The 21,310-nt window shown below is 76.0% G+C and carries 14 protein-coding genes; 7 read left to right on the top strand and 7 right to left on the bottom strand.

The genetic code is table 11. The features are described 5' to 3' along the window. Nucleotides 1-167: 167 nt before the first annotated feature. Nucleotides 168-3,311: a glycoside hydrolase family 84 protein gene (locus CP974_RS09660; RefSeq protein ID WP_031130449.1), complete on the bottom strand. Its 3,144-nt coding sequence runs from the start codon at nt 3,309-3,311 to the stop codon at nt 168-170. Nucleotides 3,312-3,762: 451 nt separating this feature from the next. Here CP974_RS09660 and CP974_RS09655 point away from each other — a divergent pair, with 451 nt between their 5' ends. The 3 genes from CP974_RS09655 to CP974_RS09645 all read left to right on the top strand — a co-directional run bounded on the left by CP974_RS09655 (nt 3,763) and on the right by CP974_RS09645 (nt 6,608). After that, the gene (locus tag CP974_RS09655) at nt 3,763-4,113 is read left to right on the top strand and encodes a hypothetical protein (RefSeq protein ID WP_031130447.1); all 351 of its coding nucleotides are present in this window, start codon (nt 3,763-3,765) and stop codon (nt 4,111-4,113) included. 153 nt (nt 4,114-4,266) lie between these two features. Continuing rightward, nucleotides 4,267-6,360: a 4-alpha-glucanotransferase gene (gene malQ / locus CP974_RS09650; protein ID WP_031130445.1), complete on the top strand. Its 2,094-nt coding sequence runs from the start codon at nt 4,267-4,269 to the stop codon at nt 6,358-6,360. Nucleotides 6,361-6,380: 20 nt separating this feature from the next. Beyond that, the gene (locus CP974_RS09645) at nt 6,381-6,608 is read left to right on the top strand and encodes a hypothetical protein (protein ID WP_023588684.1); all 228 of its coding nucleotides are present in this window, start codon (nt 6,381-6,383) and stop codon (nt 6,606-6,608) included. A 279-nt stretch (nt 6,609-6,887) separates the two neighbouring features. Here the strand turns inward: CP974_RS09645 and CP974_RS09640 are convergent, their stop codons facing one another. Then, nucleotides 6,888-7,310, bottom strand: a complete 423-nt coding sequence (locus tag CP974_RS09640) for a MarR family winged helix-turn-helix transcriptional regulator (protein WP_223844555.1) — start codon at nt 7,308-7,310, stop codon at nt 6,888-6,890. A gap of 384 nt (nt 7,311-7,694) precedes the next feature. Here CP974_RS09640 and CP974_RS09635 point away from each other — a divergent pair, with 384 nt between their 5' ends. Continuing rightward, nucleotides 7,695-8,657, top strand: a complete 963-nt coding sequence (locus CP974_RS09635) for an EamA family transporter (protein ID WP_031136043.1) — start codon at nt 7,695-7,697, stop codon at nt 8,655-8,657. A 229-nt stretch (nt 8,658-8,886) separates the two neighbouring features. Here the strand turns inward: CP974_RS09635 and pepN are convergent, their stop codons facing one another. From pepN to CP974_RS09615, 4 genes are all read right to left on the bottom strand, one after another. Further along, the gene (pepN, locus tag CP974_RS09630; RefSeq protein ID WP_031136045.1) at nt 8,887-11,451 is read right to left on the bottom strand and encodes an aminopeptidase N; all 2,565 of its coding nucleotides are present in this window, start codon (nt 11,449-11,451) and stop codon (nt 8,887-8,889) included. Nucleotides 11,452-11,599: 148 nt separating this feature from the next. Then, complete coding sequence (locus CP974_RS09625) at nt 11,600-12,628, bottom strand: aspartate-semialdehyde dehydrogenase (protein ID WP_031136047.1); 1,029 nt, start codon at nt 12,626-12,628, stop codon at nt 11,600-11,602. A gap of 263 nt (nt 12,629-12,891) precedes the next feature. Then, on the bottom strand, nt 12,892-16,188 hold the full coding sequence (locus CP974_RS09620; RefSeq protein WP_031129231.1) for a S8 family serine peptidase: 3,297 nt from the start codon (nt 16,186-16,188) through the stop codon (nt 12,892-12,894). Nucleotides 16,189-16,399: 211 nt separating this feature from the next. After that, a complete protein-coding gene (locus CP974_RS09615; protein ID WP_031129233.1) occupies nt 16,400-16,942 on the bottom strand; it encodes a CGNR zinc finger domain-containing protein in 543 nt (180 codons plus the stop codon). 131 nt (nt 16,943-17,073) lie between these two features. Here CP974_RS09615 and CP974_RS09610 point away from each other — a divergent pair, with 131 nt between their 5' ends. From CP974_RS09610 to CP974_RS09600, 3 genes are all read left to right on the top strand, one after another. Further along, a complete protein-coding gene (locus CP974_RS09610; RefSeq protein WP_031129235.1) occupies nt 17,074-17,538 on the top strand; it encodes a VOC family protein in 465 nt (154 codons plus the stop codon). A gap of 122 nt (nt 17,539-17,660) precedes the next feature. Then, nucleotides 17,661-18,548, top strand: a complete 888-nt coding sequence (locus tag CP974_RS09605; RefSeq protein WP_031129236.1) for a pyridoxamine 5'-phosphate oxidase family protein — start codon at nt 17,661-17,663, stop codon at nt 18,546-18,548. A gap of 210 nt (nt 18,549-18,758) precedes the next feature. Further along, nucleotides 18,759-20,015, top strand: a complete 1,257-nt coding sequence (locus CP974_RS09600) for a serine hydrolase domain-containing protein (RefSeq protein ID WP_031129237.1) — start codon at nt 18,759-18,761, stop codon at nt 20,013-20,015. A gap of 106 nt (nt 20,016-20,121) precedes the next feature. Here the strand turns inward: CP974_RS09600 and CP974_RS09595 are convergent, their stop codons facing one another. Continuing rightward, complete coding sequence (locus tag CP974_RS09595; protein WP_031129238.1) at nt 20,122-21,129, bottom strand: hypothetical protein; 1,008 nt, start codon at nt 21,127-21,129, stop codon at nt 20,122-20,124. Nucleotides 21,130-21,310: the final 181 nt, after the last annotated feature.

The following is a 21,310-nucleotide window of genomic DNA, read 5'->3' as shown; positions in this document are numbered from 1 at the left end:
CGGTCGTGCCGGGGGCCCTCCCCGGTCGGACGAGCGGGGGAGGGGCGTTCGTGCGGTGCCTCGGCCGTGCCGGGGGCCTCCCGGTCGTACGGGCCGCCCCTCGTCCGGGCCGCCCCTCGTCCGGGCCGCCCGTTCCTTCCGGCGGCCCCGCCCGGTCCGGGCCGCCCCTACCGCCGGCCCGCCTCCGGGGCCTTCTCCGCCACCGCGTACGCCTGCACGTCGAACAGCGAGTAGCCGAAGCGCGTCGCCCGCTCCTCGCCCTGGACGCGCAGGAAGCGGGTGTCCGGGGCGTCCATGCGGACCGTCTCCCGGCCGCCCTCGCCGTCGGTGACCGTCGCCGCCGTGCGCCAGGTCCGGCCGTCCGCCGACACCTCGACGCGGTACCGCTTCGCGTACGCGTCCTGCCAGTGCAGGACCACCTGGCCCACCCGCGCCGGTCCGGGCAGCTCGACCTGCCACCACGCGCCGTCCTCGGCCGGTGAGGACCAGCGGGTCTCCGCGTCCCCGTCGACCGCCGCCGACGCCGGGAAGTCGGGCGTCTCGTCGCCCGACGAGGAGGCCGCCGCGCCGGGGGAGCGGGTCAGGTCGGGCCCGCCCGTCGCCGGGTACGCCCGGACGGTCAGCGTCCGCTCCTCGCCCGCGAAGGAGAGCGTCACCGGGTACGAGCCGGCCGGGGTGCCCTCCGGCACCGTGATCGTCACGGGCACCCGCGCGGCCACTCCGCGCGGCACCGTCGTCTCCTTGGGGACGCCCACCACCAGCTCCTTGGGCGCCCGCACCGCGAGGGCGCCGCGCACGGCCTCCGGCCGCCGCGCCGACAGCACCGCCTCCAGCCGCTGCGGGCCGCCGCCGATCACCGCGTCGGTCTCGTCGTCCGGCAGGTCCAGCGTCACGCGCGGCTCGTCGGCGAACCACGGCACCAGGCTCCGTACGGGCACCTCCGCGCCCGCCGGCCAGGTCACCCGCACGGCGTCCACCCGCAGCCCGCCGCCGACCCGCGCCTGCGTCCAGCCGGTCGGCGACAGCGGGCCCAGCCGCCGCCACCCCTCGCCCGGCACGTGCACCTCCACGGCGCCCGCCGGAGCGGAGCCCCCGCCCGAAGGCGAGCCCCCCGAAGGCGAGCCCCCCGGAGCCGGGCCGTCCGCGCCGGGCTCCGCCATCGCGGTGACCGCCTCCACCGGGCGGGCCCGGCCGAGGTCCACCGTGTACGAGGTCTCCGTGCGGTACGGCTCGCCGGTCCGCCGGGCGGCGCCCGTCCACGCCGCCGCCTCGTCCGCGGCGCGCTTCAGGAACGGGTCCAGCACCCCCGTGCCGACCTTCGCGGGGCTCGCCGCCAGGGCGCCGCGCAGCGGCTCCAGCGCCAGCTGGGCCCGCCAGGCCGCCGCGCCGTCCCCGCGCGACTGCGCCTGGAGCATGTCCACGGCCGTCTCCCCGGCGCGCCCGTACCGGGCGAGCTGGTCCAGCCAGGGCCGCAGCTCGTCGTCCAGGCGCCCCCCGTCCGTGCCGGCCAGCGCCTTGGGCGCGCCCCGCATCACGGTGAACGCCGCCCGCAGGTCCCGCGCCGCCCGGTCGCGGACGGCCGGCGGTACGCCCGCCGCGCTCCGCGTCCGCCAGAACTCGGCGAGCAGGGGGCGCAGGTACGCCGACTCGCCCTGCGGGTTCAGCAGCGACGAGGCGTCGTTCCCGGCGAGCGCGCCGAGCGCCCGGCGGGCCTCCGGGTCGTCCCCGGCCAGGTCGTCGAGGGCGGCCAGCCAGGACTCCTGCGGGCGGTAGCCGCGCGGGTTCCAGGCGAAGTCGGCGGCGGTGAAGACCGCGATGCGGGACGCGGACGCCTGCTCCATGGCGTTGGCGAGCAGCGCCGCCGAACCGGCCGCGACCGCCGGCTCCCGGCCGGTGTACGGGCCCAGGAAGACCCGGTCCTGCGCGTAGTCGTTCACCGGGTAGTTGTCCATGGTGACCAGCGGGCGCCGGAACACCTGGCGGGCCTCGGCCAGTTCGGCGCCGCTGATCGTGCGGGGCACGACGCCGACACCGGTCCAGGCGACCTGCACGCCCGCGTCGAGCGCGCCGGCGAGCGCGGTCCGGTACTCCGTGGCGCCCTCCTGGTAGAACTCGGTCGGCATCAGCGACAGCGGCTCGACGTCCGGGTGGCGGTCGGCGAGGTGCCGGGACAGCTCGCTCGCGACGCGGGCGTGGGCGCGGGCGGCGGCGCCGGGGCCCTTGCCGAACACCTCCGCGTCCCGCGAGCAGTGCCACTCGTCGTACGCGGAGTCCTGGAACTGGAGCTGGAAGGCCCGCACGCCGAGCGCGTACATGGCGTCGGCCTTGCGCTTCAGCGCCTTCATGTCGTCGGCGGAGGAGAGGCACATCGACTGCGCGGGCGCCACGGCCCAGGCGAGCGTCACGTGGTTGCGCCGGGCCCGCTCGGCCAGCTCCCGGAACTCGGCGCGCTGCCCGGCCGGGTACGGCTCGTGCCACCGGGCCTGCCGGTACGGGTCGTCGCCCGGCGCGTACAGGTACCGGTTCTGCTTGGTGCGGCCCATGAAGTCGAGCTGCGCGAGGCGCTGCCGGTGGCTCCAGGGGCGGCCGTAGAAGCCCTCGGACAGGCCCCGCACGGCCGTGCCCGGCCAGTCGCGGACGACGACGCCCGGCACGGTGCGGTCCGCCGCGACGAGCTGGCGCAGCGTCTGCACGGCGTGAAACAGGCCGTCCGTGCCGACGCCGTCCAGGGCGACGGTGTCCCGGTCCAGGTGGCGGCCGGTGGCCAGGCGGTAGCCGCCGGAGGGGAGGTCGCCGCGCTCGGGGGCGCGCAGGGCGCGCAGCGCGTCGTGCGCGCCGGTGCCGCCCATCCACACGACCGTCCCGCGCGCCCCGTCCGCGCCGCCCGGACCGGTGCGGCGCACCTCGCGCACGCCCGCCGCCCGCAGCACGTCCTCCAGGGCGTCCACGGCGTACGGGTCGGCGTACGGGGCGGTCACGAGGGTCACCTCGTCTCCCAGCCGCACGGCGGCGCCCCGCACGGTCCGCAGCGACTGCGGGCGCGGCCACACGGCGGGCGGCGCACCGGCCACGGAGCCCCGGCCGGGGGCCTGGGCGGCGGGCGCCTTCGTGCCCGGCGCCCGCGCGTCCCCGTCGGGCGACGCGGTGTCCCGGTCGGGCGCCGTGGCGGTGGGGGTGGCGGGGCCGCCCGGTGCGGCCAGGGCGCCCGGCGCCGCGCCGAGCAGACCGCCGATCACCGCCACCGCGACGGCGGTCGCGGTGCCCTTGCCGCGACCGGTGCGACCGAACTGCGCGAGCTGACCGAACTGCACGCGCGTCTCCCCTCGTCCTGCGTGGTTCTGTGGGTAGCTTTGCCGGTGGCCGTACTGCCGTACCGCACTCCGGCCGGTGGCCGGAACTCGTCGTCGGGACCTGTCGTCTGACCGGTCGTCGGGTCCGTCCTGTCCTCGGCTCCGTCCTCGGCTCCGTCGTCGGGCTGGTCGCCGTCAGGGCGTCGGACGGGTCGTCGGGCGGGGCCGTCGGACGGGTCGTCGGGCAGGCCGGTCCTACTGATGGGTTTCCGAGCCCACCACCCCCTGACGAAGGTGTCAATGTGCGTGGCCGATGTGTCGTATTTGCACACCGAGCCGCCGGGGCGGGGCGCACCCGCCCCGCGTCCGGCGCTCCCCCGAGGTGTGAGCAGCGCCACGTTCCGCGGATGGGCGCGGGCGGGCTGGGTAGGGCTTCGGGGGTCCCACTGTCGTTTCGTACAGGGAGGCCACCATGGCCGCGTCCCCCCAGCTCCTGCTCACCGCGCTCTCCAAACGTCCCCCGGCCCGCGTTCCCGCGCCGCCGGCCGGCGAATCCACCCGGCTCGACGGCCCCGCGCCGGCCGGCCGCACCGCGCGGTACGCCTCGGCGCCGCTCATCAGCGAGCCCCCGCTCATCGACGCCGCTCCCCTCACCAGCGAACCCCCTCTCGCCGACGCCGCCCCCCTCACCAGCGAACCCCCTCTCGCCCACGCCGCTCCCCTCACCAGCGAACCGCCGCTCACCGACGCCACGCCCCTGACCAGCGAACCGACCGCGCGCGGCACCGCCGGCGGAGCGGAGTCCCCCCTCATCCACCCCTAGACCCCACGAGGGTCCGCCCCCCGGGGGCCCGCCCCGCGGGGGCCTGCCCCCGGGCCTCTCCAGGGCCTGCTCCAGGGCCTGCCCGCCGAGGGCCGACCGGCCACCGCGGGGCCCGGCGGACCCCCTCGGGGTCCGAAGCGTCCAGGAGGCCGTATGACCCTCGCCCGGCTCGCAGCGCTGCACGGAGTCGCCACCGCGTACTCCCCGTCCCCGGGCGTCACGGTCCCGGTGCCCGACGCGACCGTCGTCGCCGTCCTCGGCGCCCTGGACGTCGACGCGGCCACGCCCGCCGCCACCGAGGCGTCCCTCGCCACCGCCGAGGAGGCGCGGGCCGCCCGGCTGCTGCCGCCCACCGTCGTCGTGTGGCAGGGCGACGAGCCCGCCGGGCGGCCCCGGCCGGTCGCCGCGCTCCCCGACGGATCGGTCCTGCGGATCACCCTGGAGGACGGCGGCACGGCCGGTTCGCCCGTGCCCTGGGCGGATCTCCCGCCCGGGGTGCACGCCCTGGAGGCCCACGCCCCGGACGGGCGGGCCGGCCGCGCCACCCTCGTCGTCGCCCCGGCGCGGGTGCCGGCGCCCGCGCCCTGCCAGGGCGTGCTGGTCCAGCTGTACTCGCTGCTGTCCGCCCGGTCCTGGGGCATGGGCGACCTCGGCGACCTGCGGGAGCTGGCCGGCTGGGCGGGCCGGGTGCTCGGCTGCGGCTTCGTGCAGGTCAACCCGCTGCACGCGGCCGTACCCGGCACGCCCACCGACCCGTCGCCATACCGCCCCTCCTCGCGCCGCTTCCCCGATCCGGTCCACCTGCGGATCGAGGACGTCCCCGAGTTCGCGTACGCCTCCGGGGCCGCCCGCGCCGAGCTCGACGCCCTCGCCGCGCGCGCCGGGGAGCTGCGCGACGGCGTGCTGCGCAAGGGCGAGCTGATCGACCGGGACGCCGTCTGGGTCCTCAAGCGCCGCGCCCTGGAGATCCTGGCCGCCGTCCCGCCCGGCCCCGGCCGCCGCGCCGCGTTCGACGCGTTCCGCGCGGAGCGGGGGACGGCGCTGGAGGACCACGCCACCTGGTGCGCGCTCGCCGAGCGGTACGGCGCCGACCGCGCCCAGTGGCCCGAGGGCCTGCGCGACCCCCGGTCGGCGGCGACCGCGCGGGCCCGCGCCGAGCTGGCCGACCGGATCGCCTTCCACCGCCTGGCCGCCTGGCTGACGGACGAGCAGCTCGCCGCCGCCGCCCGCGCCGCCCGCGAGGCCGGCATGGCCGTCGGCGTCGTCCACGACCTGGCGGTCGGCGTGCACCCGGACGGCGCCGACGCCTGGGCGCAGGCCGGGGCGTACGGGCACGGGATGTCGGTGGGCGCCCCGCCGGACGCCTTCAACGCGCACGGCCAGGACTGGGGGCTGCCGCCGTGGCGCCCCGACGCGCTCGCCGCGTCCGGCTACGCGCCCTACCGGGACCTGCTGCGCTCCCTGTTCCGGCACGCGGGCGCCCTGCGCATCGACCACGTGATGGGGCTGTTCCGGCTCTGGTGGGTGCCGGCCGGGCTGCCGCCGACGCACGGCACGTACGTCCGGTACGACGCCGACGCGATGCTCGCCGTCCTCGCGCTGGAGGCCCACCGGGCGGGTGCCGCCGTGATCGGCGAGGACCTCGGCACGGTCGAGCCCGGCGTACGGGACGTGCTGCGGCGCCGGGGCGTGCTCGGCACGTCGGTGCTGTGGTTCGAGCGCGACTGGGAGGGCACCCGCCGGCCGCTGCCGCCCGAGGCGTGGCGCGCCGACTGCGTGGCCACGGCCACCACCCACGACCTGCCGCCCACGGCGTCCCGGCTGACCGGCGAGCACGTGGAGCTGCGCCACCGGCTGGGGCTGCTGGCCCGGCCGCTGGAGGAGGAGCGCGCCGAGGACGCCGGGGACGTCGCCGAGTGGCTGGCGTACCTGCGGGGCCTCGGCCTCCTGGAGGAGGGCGCCGCGCGGGACGAGGAGGCGGAGATCCGGGCCGTGTACCGGTTCCTGCGGCGCACGCCCGCCCGGATGACCGGGGTGTGGCTGCCCGACGCGGTGGGGGACCGGCGCCCGCAGAACCTGCCGGGCACCTCCGACCAGTACCCGAACTGGCGTCTGCCGGTCGCCGGGGCGGACGGCCGGCCGGTGACGCTGGAGGACCTCGCCGCGTCGCCCCGGCTGCGCGCCCTGATGGCCGGGTGGGAGGAGCCGGGGGCCCGTACGGCACCCCCGGGCGCGCGGCGCGGTTAGGCGTTCGCTACGTTTGCTCCGTGGACAAGAAGAACGCCCTGCGCGCCGGCGCCGTCGCGACCGGTACGACGCTGATGATGCTGCTCATGTCGTCCCCCGCGCTCGCGCTGACCCGCGACGACGGCGACGACCCGGGTCCCGGTCTGAGCGTCGTGGAGACCCTCGGCCTCTTCGTGGTGGCCCCGATCGTGCTGTTCGCGGTCATCGCCGGCCTCGTCATGGTGCTCGACCGGTCCAAGAAGGCCTGACCCTCCCCGAGGGCCCGGCCCACCCCGCTTCCGCCAGGGCGCCGCGCGCCGGGTCCCGGACCCGCCGCGCGGCGCCCTCGCGCGCTCCCGGGCCCTTCCGGCGTTCTCGCTCGGGCCCCGGCCGGCGCCCCGCCGGCCGGCCCGCCGCCCCGCTCGGCGGCCCGCCGCACGTCGCCCCGCCGGGCGCCCCGGTCGCCGGCCCGCCGCGCGCCCGAGGCCGGTGCGCCGCTCCGGGCCCAGCTCCAGGCCCCGCCCCAGGCCCCGAGCCGTCGCCCCGCCTCATGCCCCCGTCGCGTTGAGCAGCCGCCGCAGCAGTCCGGCGAGCTGCTCCGCCTCGTCCTCGTCGAGCGCCGCCCACAGGGCCTCCCGCTGCACGGCGAGCCCGGCGGCCACCGCCTCGTCCACCAACTCCAGCCCCCGGTCGCTCAGCGTCACGCGCAGGGCCCGCCGGTCGTGCGGGTCCGGGTTGCGGCTGAGCAGCCCGGCGCGCTCCAGCTTGTCCAGCCGCCCCGTCATGCCGCCCGTGGTGAGCATCAGCGTCGCCGAGAGCTGGCGCGGCGACAGGGTGTACGGCTCCCCGGCGCGGCGCAGGGTCGCCAGCACGTCGAACTCCCCGCGCGAGATGCCGAACGGCGCGTAGGCGCGGTCCATCCGCTCGGCCATCGTGAGGGTGAGCCGGGTGATGCGCCCGAAGACGGCCATGGGCACCGTGTCCAGGTCGGGGCGGACGACCGCCCACTGGCCGGTGATGGCGTCGACGGGGTCGGGGACCCCGGCCGGGGCACCGGAGGCGGGCCCGCCGCGCCGGGCGCCGGGGGCGGTGGTGTCGTGCGGGGTGCCGGAGGGTGACCCGGCCGGGGCGTCGTGCGCGGCGGTGGCGCGGTGGGGGGTCGCGGTCATGGGGGCAGTCTCGCCCTCCCCCCGCTGACCCGCAAGAAAGAAGCTCGGCATTAAGCCACTTGCGGATAAGTAGCTTAGCGCTAAGCTATTTGTCACCGGGCCGATCGGCGTCGATTCCTCTCCCCCGCCGAGCCGATCGGCCCCGGCCTGCCCGTGCACCGCCGATCCAGAGGAGGGGCGATCCGCATGGTTGTGCCGTCCCGCGCCGCCGTCATCGCCGTCACCGCGCTCGCCCCGATCTCCTGGGGCACGACCTACGCGGTCACCACCGAGTTCCTCCCGGCCGACCGGCCGCTGTTCACCGGCCTGATGCGGGCGCTGCCGGCCGGTCTGGCCCTGCTGGCGCTCACCCGGACGCTGCCCACCGGAGCCTGGTGGTGGCGCTCGGCGGTCCTGGGCGCGCTCAACATCGGCGCCTTCTTCCCGCTCCTCTTCCTCGCCGCGTACCGGCTGCCGGGCGGCGTCGCCGCCGTCGTCGGCTCGGTGGGGCCGCTGTTCGTCATCGGCCTGGCGACCCTGCTGCTGGGGGAGCGGCCCACCGCACGGGCGCTGCTCGCGGCCGTCGCGGCGGTGTTCGGGGTGAGCCTCGTCGTCTTGAACGCGGGCGCGGCCTTCGACCTGGTCGGAGTGGTGGCCGGGCTCCTGTCGTCCGCCTCGATGGCCGCGGGCACGGTCCTCACCAAGCGGTGGGGGCGCCCGGAGGGCGTCGGGCCGCTCGTGATGACCGCCTGGCAGCTCACGGCGGGCGGCCTGCTCATCGCGCCGGTCGCCTTCCTGGTGGAGGGCGCGCCGCCCGCGCTGGACGGCGAGGCGCTGCTGGGGTACGCGTACCTGGCGCTGGTCAACACCGCCGTCGGCTACTGGCTGTGGTTCCGGGGCATCGAGCGGCTGACCGCCACCTCCGTGATGCTGCTCGGCCCGCTGTCGCCCATCACGGCGGCGGTCGTCGGCTGGGCGGCACTCGGCCAGGCCCTCGGGCCGGTCCAGGTGGTCGGCATGGCCGTGGCGGTCACCGCGACGGTCCTCGGCCAGGTGGCGCCCCGGCGGCGCCCGCCGCTCGCCGTGGAGGACCTCCCGCCGACCGGGGCCGTCCCGCCGCCGACCGTCCCCCCGGCCGGGGCCGTCCCGCGGGCGCAGGCCCGCCCGTAGGCCGCCGCACCGGCGGGAGCGCGGGCGCCCGGAAACGGGCGGGGGCGGAGCACCCGTCAAGGCACCCCGCCCCCGTCCCACCGACGGCGACCTGCCCCGTCCCACCGACGGCGACCCGCCAGTGGCCCACCGGCGGCCCGCCGAAGGCCCACCGGCGACCGGGCCGCCGGCCCACCCGCGGGCGGCCGGCGACGCACCGCCCCCGGCCCGCCCGCGGGCGACCCCCGGCTCACCTGTCGGCGGCCTGCGCCTTCAGGGCGCGCTCGACGCCCGCGCGGGACTCCGAGACCAGGCGGCGCAGCGCCGCGTTCGGCTGGGCGCTCTCCAGCCACGCGTCCGTCGCGTCCAGTGTCGCGGCCGACACCTGGACCGACGGGTAGAGGCCCACCGCGATCTGCTGGGCCATCTCGTGGGAGCGGGACTCCCACACGCCCTTGACCGCCGCGAAGTAGGCCGCCGTGTACGGCGCCAGCAGCTCCCGCTGGTCGGTCTGGACGAAGCCCGCGATCACCGCCTCCTGCACGGCGTTCGGCAGCGTGTCGGACTCGACGACCGACGCCCACGCCTCCGCCTTGGCCTCCGCCGTCGGGCGCGCCGCCATCGCGGTGGCGGCGTGCCGCTCACCGGCGGCCGTCCTGTCCCGCTCGTGCTCGGCGGCGATCTCGTCGGCGCCGAACCGCCCCGTCGCCGCGAGACGCTCCACGAACGCCCAGCGCAGCTCCGTGTCGACGACCAGGCCCTCCACCGTCTCCGAGCCGTCCAGCAGCGCCCCGAGCAGGTCCAGCTGCTCGTCCGTGCGGGCCGTCGCCGCGAACGCCCGCGCCCACGCCAGCTGGTGGTCGCTGCCCGGCTCGGCCGACCGCAGGTGCTCCAGCGCGGCCTCGGTCCAGCGGGCCAGGCCGGTCTCGCGCCAGTCCGGCGCCGCGTACAGGTCGAGCGCGAGCTTCACCTGCCGGTGCAGGCTCTGCACCACGCCGATGTCGGACTCCTTGGCGACGCCCGACAGCACCAGGTCGAGGTACGCGCGGGTGGCCAGCTCGCCGTCGCGGGTCATGTCCCACGCCGACGCCCAGCACAGGGCGCGCGGCAGCGACTCGGTGAAGTCGCCCAGGTGCGCGACGACGTTGCGCAGGGACTCCTCGTCGAGGCGGACCTTCGCGTACGACAGGTCGTCGTCGTTCAGCAGGACGACCGCCGGGCGGCGCTTGCCGGTCAGCGCCTCGACCCCGGTCAGCTCGCCGTCCACGTCCAGCTCGACGCGCTCGGTGCGCACCAGCTTGCCGGCGTCGTCCAGGTCGTAGAAGCCGATCGCGATGCGGTGCGGCCGCAGGATCGCCTCGCCCTTGGCGCCCGCGGGCAGCGCGGGGGCCTCCTGCTTCACCGCGAACGACGTGATGACGCCGGACGCGTCGGTGTCGATCACCGGCCGCAGGATGTTGATGCCGGCCGTCTCCAGCCACTTCTTCGACCAGGTCTTCAGGTCGCGCCCGGAGGTCTCCTCCAGCGCGCCCAGCAGGTCGGACAGGCGGGTGTTGCCGAACGCGTGGCGCTTGAAGTACGCCTGCACGCCCTGGAAGAAGGCGTCCGTGCCGACGTACGCGACGAGCTGCTTCAGCACCGAGGCGCCCTTGGCGTACGTGATGCCGTCGAAGTTGACGAGTACGTCGTCCAGGTCGCGGATCTCGGCCATGATCGGGTGCGTGGACGGCAGCTGGTCCTGCCGGTACGCCCAGGTCTTCATCTGGTTCGCGAAGGTCGTCCACGAGTGGGGCCACTTCGAGCCGGGCGCGTACGCCTGGCAGGCGGCCTCCGCGTAGGTGGCGAACGACTCGTTCAGCCACAGGTCGTCCCACCACTCCATGGTGACCAGGTCGCCGAACCACATGTGGGCCAGCTCGTGCAGGATCGTCGCGGCCCGCACCTCGTACGCCGCGTCCGTCACCTTCGAGCGGAAGACGTACTGGTCGCGGATGGTGACCGCGCCCGCGTTCTCCATCGCGCCCGCGTTGAACTCCGGGACGAACAGCTGGTCGTACTTGGCGAACGGGTAGGCGTAGTCGAACTTCTCCTGGAACCAGTCGAAGCCCTGCCGCGTCACCTCGAAGATCGCGTCCGCGTCCAGGAACTCCGCCAGCGACGGACGGCAGTACACGCCGAGCGGCACGACCTGCCCGCCCGGGCCCTCGTACGTCGAGTGCACCGCGTGGTACGGGCCGACGATCAGGGCCGTGACGTACGTCGAGATGCGCGGGGTCGGCTCGAAGGCCCACACGCCGTCCTGCGGCTCCGGGGTCGGCGAGTTCGAGATGACCGACCAGCCCGCCGGGGCCTTCACGGTGAACCGGAACGTGGCCTTCAGGTCGGGCTGCTCGAAGCTGGCGAACACCCGCCGCGCGTCCGGCACCTCGAACTGCGTGTACAGGTACGCCTGGCCGTCCACCGGGTCGACGAACCGGTGCAGGCCCTCGCCGGTGTTGGTGTACGCGCAGTCCGCGACGACCCTCAGCTCGTTGACGCCCTGCCTCAGGTGCTTCAGCGTGATCCGGGACTCCCGGAAGACCGAGGCCACGTCCAGGTGCTTGCCGTTCAGCACCACCTCGTGCACCGCCGGGGCCACCAGGTCGACGAACGTCTGCGCGCCCTCCTCGGCGCACTCGAAGCGGACGGAGGTCTCGGACCGGTAGGTCCCGCCCTCCTGCGCGCCGCTGAGATCGAGGTCGATCTCGTACGCGTCCACGGTCAGCAGCGCCGCGCGCCGCCGCGCCTCTTCACGGGTCAGGTTTGTGCCAGGCACCCGGTCATCTCCTCCATGTACGACTTTGGGGGCCATCCTTCCACGGGCCGTCCGCGGTGCCGAGCGCATAACCGCAGCACGCCGCAGGGGCGGCCCCGCCCGACGGCGGGACCGCCCCTGCGGCGGCGTACGGCGGCGCGGGCGCGGGTCAGCCGCGCAGCTCGCGCGCGACCAGCTCGGCGATCTGGACCGCGTTCAGCGCGGCGCCCTTGCGGAGGTTGTCGTTGGAGAGGAACAGGGCCAGGCCGTGCTCCACGGTCTCGTCCACGCGGATGCGGCCCACGTAGGAGGCGTCCTTGCCGGCGGCCTGGAGCGGCGTCGGGATCTCGGACAGCTCGACGCCCTCGGCGTCCTTCAGCAGCTCGTACGCGCGCTCCACGCCGATCGGGCGCTCGAAGCGGGCGTTCACCTGGAGGGAGTGGCCGGAGAAGACGGGGACGCGCACGCAGGTGCCGGACACCTTCAGCTCGGGGATCTCCAGGATCTTGCGGGACTCGTGGCGGAGCTTCTGCTCCTCGTCCGTCTCGAAGGACCCGTCGTCGACGATCGAGCCGGCGAGCGGCAGCACGTTGAACGCGATGGGCCGCTTGTAGACGCCCGGCTCGGGGAACTCGACGGCCTCGCCGTCGTGCGTCAGGTCGGTGGCCTGCCCGGCGACGGCCTTGACCTGGCCGTCCAGCTCGGCGACGCCCGCGAGGCCGGAGCCGGAGACCGCCTGGTAGGTGGTGGCGACCAGCGCGACCAGCCCGGCCTCCTGGTGGAGCGGCTTGAGGACCGGCATGGCGGCCATGGTGGTGCAGTTCGGGTTGGCGATGATGCCCTTCGGGCGGTCCTTGACCGCGTGCGGGTTCACCTCGGAGACGACCAGCGGCACCTCGGGGTGGCGGCGCCAGGCGGAGGAGTTGTCGATCACCACGGGGCCCTGGCCGGCGACCTTCTCGGCGAGCGCCTTCGACGTGGCGCCGCCGGCGGAGAAGAGCACGATGTCGAGGCCGGTGTAGTCGGCCGTCGCGGCGTCCTCGACGGTGATCTCGCGGCCCTGCCACTCCAGGGTGGAGCCGGCGGAGCGGGCGGAGGCGAACAGCCGCAGCTCGTCGACCGGGAAGTTCCGCTCGGCGAGGATGCAGCGCATGACCGTGCCGACCTGACCGGTGGCTCCGACGATTCCTACCTTCACGGGTACTCCTCCGTACGTACGAGCTGGGGGCGCTGAACCATGATGTGTCTCTCCCCGGGCGCCTTGTCCAATCCATTGTCCAGGGGGTGAGAAGCGCCACGCCCGCGCCGTGCCGGGGCACGTCCGCGCCGCGCCGTGGGCGCCCCCGCGGGCGGGAGGCCGGGCCGTGCCGGGGCGCCCCGCGGGCGGGGGGCCGGGCCGGGAAAGGGGCGGGGGCGGGCGCCCGGTCGGACGCCCGCCCCCTCACTCCGTATCCCTCCAGATTACGGAGTGACCTTCCCGATCACGACGCTGCCGGTGCCCGCGGTGGTGCCGCGCGCGTTCACCAGGCTGACCTCGCCGAAGAACTGGCGGCCCTCGGGGGCGGCGCCGTTCACCAGCACCTGCGCGGCGAAGCGGGCCGAGGCGCCGTTCGGCAGCGGAACCGCGGCGGCCCCGTCGACCTTGACCTCACCGAGCGCGGAGGAGAAGTACACGTCCTTGTAGTCGAAGGCCGTCTCCCCGGCCGGGACCGAGTAGGCGTCGACCACGATCGTGTAGGTGCCCGGGGCGGGCTTCACCAGGGACACCGACTCCTCGGAGTCGCCGTCGGCCGACGAGCCCACCTGCACGCCGTCGCGCAGGACCGACAGGTCCAGGTCGGCGGCCTTGTCGGAGACGTTGCCGATGGCCACGTCGAAGCGGTCCACGCCCTCGCCGATCTCCACGGTGGTGCGCTGCACCGCGTGGTGGGCGAGCGTCGGGCGGGCCACCTTGGCGGAGCCGAGGGCGCCGCCCTTCAGCGTGCCGTCGAGCGCGGCGAAGCCGTTGGAGACGGTCCACTCGACCGGCGCGGCCTGGCCGGGGGTGACCTCCGGCAGGGTCTGGACGGCCGGGTCGAAGGAGGCGCCGAGCACCGAGACGTCCAGCTGGTACGGGTTGTCCAGGAGCGGCGACGTGCGGCGCGCCTCGACCTCGATCTCCCACACGCCCGGCTGCGGGTTCGCGTACGAGCGCAGGTCGGGGCGGCAGGTGTTCGCCGGGTTGGGGTAGTTCGGGTAGCAGTTGATCGTCGACGTGGGGTCGGACGGCACGCCGTACGGGTGGATCGAGACGAAGCGGGTCTGGCTGCCCTGGGCGAGGCCGCCGAGGGCGATCTCCAGGGACTTCGCGCCGGCCGGGACGTTCACGAAGTACGACCGGTGGCTGTTGCGCTGCACGGTGCCCTTGGCCGAGAGGCCGAAGGCGGGCTTGGCGAGCTGGTGGGCGGCCACGACCGTGGTCATGACCTGCTTGTCGGTGCCGCGGGTGAGCGGGTCGCCGATCTCCAGGACGGCGCTGTGCACGCCGGCGCTGCGCGGCTTGGCGGCCACCTTGACCGTGACGGGCTTGTTCAGCGGCAGGGTCACCACGGAGCGGCCGACGACGCGGAAGGTGCGCTCGTGGTTGTTCTGGAGGCGCAGCGTGTGCAGCACCGGGCGGTCGGGGCCGGTGGTGCGGGTGACGGTGACGTCGTAGACCTTCTCCTGGCCGACCTTGGCGCCGCCCTCGCGGTCGTACAGGCCGGTGCCGAAGCCGGGCTCGGCGAGGAACTGGTCGATCGCGGTGTCGACCGGCGCCTTGACGGTGTACTCGTGGGCGTGGGCGCCGCGGAGCACCTCCTTCCAGGCGTCGACGACGTCCAGGAGGCCGGCGCCCTGCTCGTGCGCCTGCACCCCGGGGATGCGGTGGGCCTGGCTGGTGACGGCGGTGCGGAGCTTCGCCGGGGTCAGCTCGATGCCGCGCTGCTTGGCGGCGGACAGCATCAGCGCCATGGCGCCGGTGGCCTGCGGGGCGGCCATGGAGGTGCCCTGCATCATCGAGTAGCCGGCCGGGAGCGGGTAGCCCGCCTCGGCGACCGGGCCGCCGGGCGACCAGGTCTGGGTGGTGTTGACGGCCGCGCCGGGCGCGCTGAGGGTCGGCGTGAAGCCGCCGTCCTCGCGCGGGCCGCGGGACGAGAACGGCATCATCGCGTACGGCGTGCGGACGGCCGAGCCGTAGTTGGACGCCCAGGTCGCGCGGGAGACGGACGCGCCGACGCTGATGACCTTGTCCGCGAGGGACGGGTCGCCGATGGTGTTGACGCCGGGGCCGCTGTTGCCGGCCGAGACGACGAGCTGGACGCCGTACTCGTCGATCAGGCGGGTGTAGAGGCGGGCGCGGGCGTTGTTGCCGTCGTTGAGCGCCGGGAGGCCGCCGATGGACATGCTGACGATGTCCACGCCGCGGTTGACGACGAGGTCGATCATGCCCTCGGTGAGCGCGATGTTGGTGCAGCCGCCGCTCCAGGTGCACGCGCGCGAGGAGACCAGCTTGGCGCCGGGCGCCGCGCCGTCCATCCGGCCGCCGAAGAGCTTGTGCGCGGCGGTGATGCCGGCGACGTGGGTGCCGTGGGAGCCCTCGATGACGCCGATGTTGACGTAGTCGGCCTTGGCGCCGGCGGCGTTGTAGACGACGTCCTTGCGGATCTCGACGACGAACGGGATGCGCTCGGCGACCTCGGTCGCCGGGTCGTCCGTGCCGAACCAGCCGATCTGGAAGCCGTCCTTGTACGGCTTCATCGCCTCGTCGTCGGAGAAGTCGCCGTTGCCGTTCAGGTCGACGCGGACGGTGCCGGCGGCCTGGTCGTACAGCACGCCCCAGACGTCGGTGGTGTCGCCGTCGCGGTTGAGGTCGCCGTTCATGTCGCCGCCCTTGGTGGCGGCCTCGGCGAAGGTGCGGAACCGGTAGGAGCCCCCGGGCGCCTTCCAGTCGCGGCCCTCGGCGGTGAACGCGGGGCCGGAGACGGCGACGTCCATGCGGCGCCAGGTCTGGTCGCCGTCGCTCACCGGGTCGGTGGCGGTGACCCAGTCGACGATCTTGCGCTCGCCGGTGGTGGTCTTCTGCAGCGCCGGGTGGCTGACGTCGATGCCGGAGTCGAGGACGCCGATGGTGACGCCGCGGCCGTCCGCCTTGGGCCACTTGCGCACGAAGTCGACGGCGCCCGTCTCGTGGGACGGGTTGTACGGGTTGACCGCCGGGGTGTTCGGGCCGGGCGCCGGGGAGGTGCCGGCGGGGCCGGTGGCGGCGCCCTTCGCGCGGTCGGCGGCCGGCGTCGGGTCGTCCAGCACGATCTCGTGCTTGAGGTCGATGCCCTGGACGCTGGACAGCTTGGCCGCCGCGGCGATGGCGGATCCGGCCTCGGCGGTCGGGAGGGTGGCGCGGACGTAGCCGAGCTTGTCGTACGTCTGGCCGACCGTGCCGCCCTTGACCGCGTCGAGCTGGCGGGCGACCTGCTCGGTGGCGCCGGGGGCGGTGGCGACCATGAGCGTGATGTTCTTCTCGCCGCGGGACTCGGCCTCGGCGAGTCGCGCGGCGTCCTCGGAACCGAGCTTCTCCGCAGCGGACTTGGCCGGCTCCGGGTTGGCGGCCGGCGGTTCGGCGGGGGTGGCGAAGGCGGGGGCGGCGCCGGTCGCGGCGAGCGCGGCGACCAGGCCCGCGGCGGCCGCGATGCGGGCCGCGCGTCTCGCTCCGGGTATGGAGCGGGAGGGTTCGAGCGTCATTCAGCATCCCTGTCGAGTGAAAGGACGGTCCGGAAGTCCGGAATTCGGTACCGGATGACCGCTGAGCCTTGCGTACGCGACGGGGTCTTGTGGAGGGCTGCCGGAGGCGAAAGTCCCCTGCTGGCGGACATCCGCCATGGTGCGGCGCCCGCCATCGGGAGCAAACCGCCCGATACGGGATCGCCTCGGGGGCCCGGGGGTTGAGGGTGCGTCAGGTGTCGCGCGAGCGGGCGTAGTGGCGGGACGCCTTGGCGCGGTTGCCGCACGCCGCCATGGAGCACCAGCGGCGGGTGCCGTTGCGCGAGGTGTCGAAGAAGTGCAGGACGCACGCCTCGTGGGCGCAGGCGCGGATCCGGTCGGGGGCGCGGCGCAGCAGGTCGAGGTAGTCGCGCGCGGCGGTCCAGGCCGGGCCCCACGCGGGATCGGCGAACTCCGCCTCCTCGTCGGGCCCCTCCGCGGTGAGGGTCGCCCGGATGCGGCCGTGGCCGAGGACGGCGTCCACGCGTGCGGCGCCCCGCGGGTCGCCGGGGGCGTCCACCGCGGCCGCCAGTGCCTCGCGCGCCTCGCGTACGTGGTCGAGGGTGGCCGCGTCGGCGCGGAACCGCGCGTCGAGGCCGGTGGCGGCCAGCCAGACGGCCAGCCCGGCGGTGTCGGTCAGCAGGTCCCGGAGGGCGCCGTCCTGCACCCAGCGGGTGTTCAGCAGGTCGAGCGAGAGGGGCTCGCCGACGAGCGGGCGCGGGTCGGGCGCGGTCATCCGCCGGCCTCCTCGGGACGGTCCTGCCGGTGCTAACCCCTCAAGGTTACGTCACCGGTTGACGTCGACGATCTCTAACCCTTAAAGTCACGATCACTGGTTAGACGAACCTGTCGACGAGAGGGACCGCCATGACGGCGAACAGCACGCTCCGCACCGGGCACATCGGCCTCAACGTGACCGGCATCGACCGCTCCCTGGCCTTCTACCGCGACCTCCTGGGCTTCGAGGTGCTCGCCGAGGGCGGGGAGGGCGGGGAGGGCGGCCACCGCCACGCCTTCCTCGGCCGGGAGGGCCGCCTCGCCGTCACCCTCTGGCAGCAGGCCGAGGAGGGCTACGCCCCGGCCCGCGCCGGCCTCCACCACCTGGCCTTCCAGGTGGACACGATGGACGAGGTCCGGGCCCTGGAGGCCGAACTGGCCGCGCGGGGCGTCGCGTTCGCGTACGACGGGGTCGTCGCCCACGGGGAGGGTGCGGCGTCCGGCGGCATCTTCTTCCACGACCCGGACGGCACCCGCCTGGAGGTCTACGCCGCCGCCGGCGCCGACACCGCCCCGGCGCCCCACACCGCGGCGCCGACCTGCGGCTTCTTCTGATCCGACGGCTCCGAAGCCGCACGCCCGCACGCCCCTGCGGGTCGGCCGGCCCCCACCCGGGCCGGGCCGGCCGGCCCCGGGCAGACGACCCCCGACCGGACGACCGCGAGGAGCGCCCCGGCATGGACACCCCGCACGCCCCCTACCACCCCGGATCGCTCGCCGTGCAGACCCGCGTCGGCGTCCGCGCCGCCGCGGAGCACGTGGGACGCTCCATCGGCCGGGGCATCCGCCCCGTCGCCGCCGCCTTCCTGGAACTCCAGCCAATGCTGGTGATCGGCGCGGCGGACGGCGGCGGGCGCCTCTGGAGCTCCCTGCTGACCGGCCCGCCCGGCTTCGTCCGGGCCACCGGCCCCACGACGGTCGCCGTGCGCGGCGGGGTGCCCGCCCACGACCCGCTCGCCGCCGCCTTCCCCGCGGACCGCCGCACCCCCCTGGGCACCATCGCGCTCGACCCGCGCACCCGCCGCCGCATGCGCCTCAACGGCACCGCCGCCCCGACCCCGGCCGGTCTGTCGGTCCAGGCCGAGGAGGTGTTCTCCAACTGCCCCAAGTACCTCCAGAAGCGCGAGCTGTACGGGGCCGGGGAGCCCACCGCCCCCGCCGCCGTCCACCGCGGCGACCGCCTCACCCCCGCCCAGCGGGAGGCCGTCCGGGCGGCCGACACCTTCTTCGTCGCCACCGTCGGCCCCGACGGCGCCGCCGACGCGAGCCACCGCGGCGGCAACCCCGGCTTCGTCCGCGTCGACTCGCCCACCGAGGTGTCGTGGCCCGACTACCCGGGCAACGCCATGTTCCTCACCCTCGGCAACCTGGCCGCCGACGCCCGCGCCGGGCTCCTCTTCGTCGACTGGTCCACCGGCTCCACCCTCCAGCTCACCGGCACGGCCCGCACCGAGTTCACCCCCGGTGCCCGTACCGTCCGCTTCACCGTCACCGGCACCGTCGAGGCCCGGCACACCGGCCCCCTGCGGTGGTCGGCCCCCGAGTACTCCCCGGCCAACCCGTGACCCGCCAACGCCGGCCGCCCGGCCGCCCGGCCGCCCGGCCCCCGGCCGCCCGGCCCCGGTAACGCCCCGCCCCCCGTCCGCCCCACCCGCCACACACGGCTGAAACCGGCTCAACCCCCGTGACCGGGCGGACATCCCGCTCAACCCCCCGCGCCCCCGCGCGGTCCCCTCCGGCGAAGGCAGCCAGTCAGGCCACCAGGAGGGGACCCCATGTCAGTACGGACCGCGCGCGGCGCACTCGCCGCCGCCCTCGTCGCGGCAGCGGTGACCGCCACCGCGCTCACCGCCCCGGCCACCGCCACCCCGGCCCCGGCCACCACCCCGGCCGCCGCCCCCGCAGCCGCCGAGGACCGCTCCGGCGGCGGCCGGCACGCCGAGACCCGCGAGGCCCTGCGGCAGCTCGTACGGGACGGGCTGCCGGGCGCCCTCGCCCAGGCCCGCGACCGGCACGGCGTGTGGAACGGCGGCGCGGGCGTCGCGGACCGCACCACCGGCCGCAAGCGCCTCCCGAACGACCGCTTCCGCATCGCCTCCATCACCAAGACGTTCGTCGCCACCGTCGTCCTCCAGCTCGACGCCGAGGGCCGCCTCGACCTCGACGACACCGTGGAGGAGTGGCTGCCCGGCGTGGTGCGGGGCAACGGCCACGACGGCCGCGAGATCACCGTCCGCCAGCTCCTCAACCACACCAGCGGCATCTACAACGTCACCGCGGACCCCGGATTCCAGGCCAAGGTCTTCGGCCCGGACTTCCTGCGGCACCGCTACGACACGTGGACCCCCGAGCAGCTCGTGGCGCTCGCGATGGAGCACGAGCCGGACTTCGCCCCCGGCACCTCCTGGCGCTACTCCAACACCAACTACGTCCTCGCCGGCATGATCGTCGAGAAGGCCACCGGCCGCCCGTACGGGGAGGCCGTCGAGCGCCGGATCATCAGGCCCCTCGGGCTGCGCGCCACCAGCGTCCCCGGCACCGACCACCGGATGCCCCGCCCCTCCGGGCGCGCCTACTCCACGCTCGGCGCCGACCCGGCCGACCCGGCCACCCGCGTGCACGACGTCACCGAGCTGAACCCCTCGATCGCGGGCTCCGCGGGCGAGATGATCTCCGACACCGCGGACCTCCAGCGGTTCGTGCGCGCCCTGCTCACCGGCCGGCTCCTGCCGCAGCAGCAGCTCAAGGAGATGATGACGGCGGTGCCCGGCGGCCCGGAGGCGCAGGGCGGGGGGTACGGCCTGGGGCTCGTGAACCGCAAGCTCTCCTGCGGCACCGAGGTGTGGGGCCACACCGGCGGGATCCACGGCTCGGGCTCCGTCGTCGTCTCGACCCGCTCCGGCGACCACACCCTGGCCGCCAACGTCAACGGCGACTGGGCGGGCGGTGTGGACCGGATCGTCGAGGCCGAGTTCTGCGGCACGCCCCCGGCCGGCCCCTCCGCCGCCCCGGCGGCGCCCATGGCCCCGTAGCCCGTAGCCCGTAGCCCGTAGCCCGTAGATCGCAGGTGCGCGGGCGCGCAGCCCGCAGGACCGCGGGCGCGCCCGGCGGCGGGCGGTCCGCACGGGCCGCCCGCCGTCACCTCGGCAGGACGACCACATAGGCGGCCGGCTCCCTGTCGCCGGCCGCCATCAGGGCCGTCCGCACCACCACCGCCTGCTGGTCGCACGCCTCGCGCAGCTTGCGCGGGGTGAGGTGGACGACCGTGATCCCCAGTCGCTCCAGGTGTTCGCGCTTGCGGGTGCAGCGCGACCACACCTCGTCGTCGTCCTGGCGCGGCGTCCTCGTGTCGAGCTCCACCACCACGGCCTGCTCGGGCCAGTACGCGTCCACACCCCCCAGGTGCGGGCCGCCCGGCAGCCGCAGGTCCACGTTCCACAGCGGCTCGGGCAGGCCGTGCTCCCGCACCATCGCGTACAACCGCTCCTCCGCCACCGCCCGCCCCTCCGCGAGCAGCGCGTCCACCGCGTCCATCACGTACGGCCGCCCCAGCAGCCGCGCCCGGCTCAGCTCCCGTACGACCGCGGTGGGCTCGCAGTGCCCGCCCCGCACCGCCTCCCGAAGCAGCAGGCGCACGGCCCGCGGGTCGGCCGGCTCGGCCAGCGCGTCCGCCAGCGCCCGCGCCACGGGCGCCACCGGCAGCTCCGTGACCCGGCGCGCCTCGGGGAAGTCCTGCGCCGCCCGGACGACGCGGACGAACCCGGTGGACCGCAGCCGCCGGGTGCGCGGCACCAGCACGTCGACCCGGTCCAGCGCCGACAGCGGGGCCGCGGCGGCGAGCCCGTGCAGGGCCAGCGCCGCCGCCCCCGTGATCATCGCCTCGCCGAACCCGGCCGCGTCCGCGTCGGCGGACCGCCGCCCCGTGTAGAGCAGCGCGGCGCGCAGCCGGTCGCCGGGGGTCGGCCGTCCGCCGTGCAGCAGGTACACGCCCGGCAGGAGCTGCTGCCAAGGGCCACCGGGCCGGGACCGCGCACCGGTCACGGCGGCGGACACACCGCGCGCCCGCAGCTGGGCGGCGGTCAGGACGCGCCCGGAGGCGTCGGCGGCGGCGGACGGGGTGAGGGGGGAGAGCGGGGTGTCGTTCATGCCCGGGAGGTGCCCGTCGGAGGCGGGCCCGCTAACCGCTGTTACACGGTCGTCGACACACGGGGACAAGCCCGTCCTCAAGCCGGGGCGTTCGACGGCCGATGACGGGCGGTTCACGCCCCCGGCCACACCGGCGCCCGCACGAAGGGGAGCGGCGGCCCGGCCACCGGACCACCGCTCC

The organism is Streptomyces fradiae ATCC 10745 = DSM 40063 (genome assembly GCF_008704425.1).
Taxonomy (GTDB): domain Bacteria; phylum Actinomycetota; class Actinomycetes; order Streptomycetales; family Streptomycetaceae; genus Streptomyces; species Streptomyces fradiae.
The sequence above is the reverse complement of the archived record's forward strand: the minus strand, read 5'-3'. Positions and strand labels throughout refer to the sequence as shown.

What these genes read in the sequence shown, in the direction of transcription:
- CP974_RS09655 (WP_031130447.1), top strand. Translation starts at nt 3,763, where the DNA reads ATGGCCGCGTCCCCCCAGCTCCTGCTCACCGCGCTCTCCAAACGTCCC.
- malQ (WP_031130445.1), top strand. Translation starts at nt 4,267, where the DNA reads ATGACCCTCGCCCGGCTCGCAGCGCTGCACGGAGTCGCCACCGCGTAC.
- CP974_RS09640 (WP_223844555.1), bottom strand. Translation starts at nt 7,310, where the DNA reads ATGGCCGTCTTCGGGCGCATCACCCGGCTCACCCTCACGATGGCCGAG.
- CP974_RS09635 (WP_031136043.1), top strand. Translation starts at nt 7,695, where the DNA reads ATGGTTGTGCCGTCCCGCGCCGCCGTCATCGCCGTCACCGCGCTCGCC.
- CP974_RS09620 (WP_031129231.1), bottom strand. Translation starts at nt 16,188, where the DNA reads ATGACGCTCGAACCCTCCCGCTCCATACCCGGAGCGAGACGCGCGGCC.
- CP974_RS09615 (WP_031129233.1), bottom strand. Translation starts at nt 16,942, where the DNA reads ATGACCGCGCCCGACCCGCGCCCGCTCGTCGGCGAGCCCCTCTCGCTC.
- CP974_RS09610 (WP_031129235.1), top strand. Translation starts at nt 17,074, where the DNA reads ATGACGGCGAACAGCACGCTCCGCACCGGGCACATCGGCCTCAACGTG.
- CP974_RS09605 (WP_031129236.1), top strand. Translation starts at nt 17,661, where the DNA reads ATGGACACCCCGCACGCCCCCTACCACCCCGGATCGCTCGCCGTGCAG.
- CP974_RS09600 (WP_031129237.1), top strand. Translation starts at nt 18,759, where the DNA reads ATGTCAGTACGGACCGCGCGCGGCGCACTCGCCGCCGCCCTCGTCGCG.
- CP974_RS09595 (WP_031129238.1), bottom strand. Translation starts at nt 21,129, where the DNA reads ATGAACGACACCCCGCTCTCCCCCCTCACCCCGTCCGCCGCCGCCGAC.